The 664-nt window shown below is 64.0% G+C and carries 2 protein-coding genes; both read right to left on the bottom strand.

The features are described from left to right. The coding region (locus tag J6500_RS31525) for a cation:proton antiporter domain-containing protein (RefSeq protein ID WP_225716587.1) at positions 1–442 on the bottom strand (442 nt) is incomplete at its 3' end. Between the two features lie 25 nt (positions 443–467). Then, a partial coding sequence (locus J6500_RS31520; RefSeq protein ID WP_225716586.1) for a hypothetical protein occupies positions 468–664 on the bottom strand: 197 nt, incomplete at its 5' end.

Genomic DNA, 664 nt, shown 5'->3' with positions numbered 1-664 from the left:
ACATCAGATCATTCAGCGAGAAGTGCAGACCGACGCCGAACATCAGCAGGATGATACCGAGTTCCGCGAGTTCGGTCGCCAGCGCCTGGTCGGCGACGAAGCCCGGCGTGAACGGCCCGGCGGCGACGCCGGCGAGCAGATAGCCGACCAGCGGCGGAACCCGGAAGCGCTGGGCGATTGTCCCAAAGACGAAGGCGAGTCCAAGACCTGCGACGATGGTCGCGATCAGCGGCGATGCTGTGCGACAAGGCGAAATGCCGCATGACACGCCGCTGATGCACCGCGACCAATTGAGGCGGTCGCACCGGTGCGAGGCGAACACTATCGCCGCCGAACGCCTGCGTTGAATCTTGACGTGGATCGGGCCATTTCGTGACATTGCGCTGCGGACGGTATGACAAGGCAGCGAGCCTGCTGCGCCGAATCCGCCGCGCAATGTCACGAAATGGCCCGATCCACGTCAAGATTCAACGCAGGCGTTCGGCGGCGATAGTGTTCGCCTCGCACCGGTGCGACCGCCTCAATTGGTCGCGGTGCATCAGCGGCGTGTCATGCGGCATTTCGCCTTGTCGCACAGCATCGCCGCTGATCGCGACCATCGTCGCAGGTCTTGGACTCGCCTTCGTCTTTGGGACAATCGCCCAGCGCTTCCGGGTTCCGCCGC

Source organism: Bradyrhizobium semiaridum, assembly GCF_020329505.1.
GTDB classification, from domain to species: domain Bacteria; phylum Pseudomonadota; class Alphaproteobacteria; order Rhizobiales; family Xanthobacteraceae; genus Bradyrhizobium; species Bradyrhizobium semiaridum.
This window is presented reverse-complemented; position numbering and strand designations above follow the sequence as displayed.